This is a genomic window from Paenibacillus oenotherae (assembly GCF_019443105.1).
Lineage (GTDB): Bacteria > Bacillota > Bacilli > Paenibacillales > Paenibacillaceae > Paenibacillus_Z > Paenibacillus_Z oenotherae.
The window spans coordinates 1-450 of record NZ_JAHZIJ010000094.1; the positions used below are offsets into that span (position 1 = coordinate 1).

The window sequence follows — 450 nt, forward strand, 5'->3', positions numbered from 1 at the left end:
GTCACTATTCGCCTACGACGGTCAGCAACATCACCGCAACCGTACTGGAGGATATCCAGACATGGCATCAAAGACCGTTGAAAAAGCGCTACAGCGTGATCTATCTAGACGGCATGTATGTGAAACTCAAACGCAGTACGGTGAGCGGTGAGGTCATCTACTTTGCTATGGGCATTGATGAAGAAGGACATCGTCAAATCCTGGGCTTCTACATTGGTGGCCATGAGAGCTCCAATGGTTGGAAAGACGTCCTTAAAGACCTGTATGCCCGTGGTGTACATGAGGTCTTACTCGGTGTGTTTGATGGGCTCCCGGGTTTGGATGATGCTTTTAAAGAGATGTATCCGCGGGCAGACGTTCAACATTGCGTCGTACACAAAGTACGTTCTACGTTTCCAAAGGTTCGCGTCCAACACAAGACCGATTTTATTGAGGGGCTCAAAACCATTT

The 450-nt window shown here is 48.4% G+C and carries 1 protein-coding gene; it reads left to right on the forward strand.

The window, feature by feature from the left end; genetic code table 11:
* Positions 1 to 450: IS256 family transposase (locus K0T92_RS25835; protein ID WP_219875284.1), on the forward strand; the 450-nt coding region annotated here is incomplete at both ends.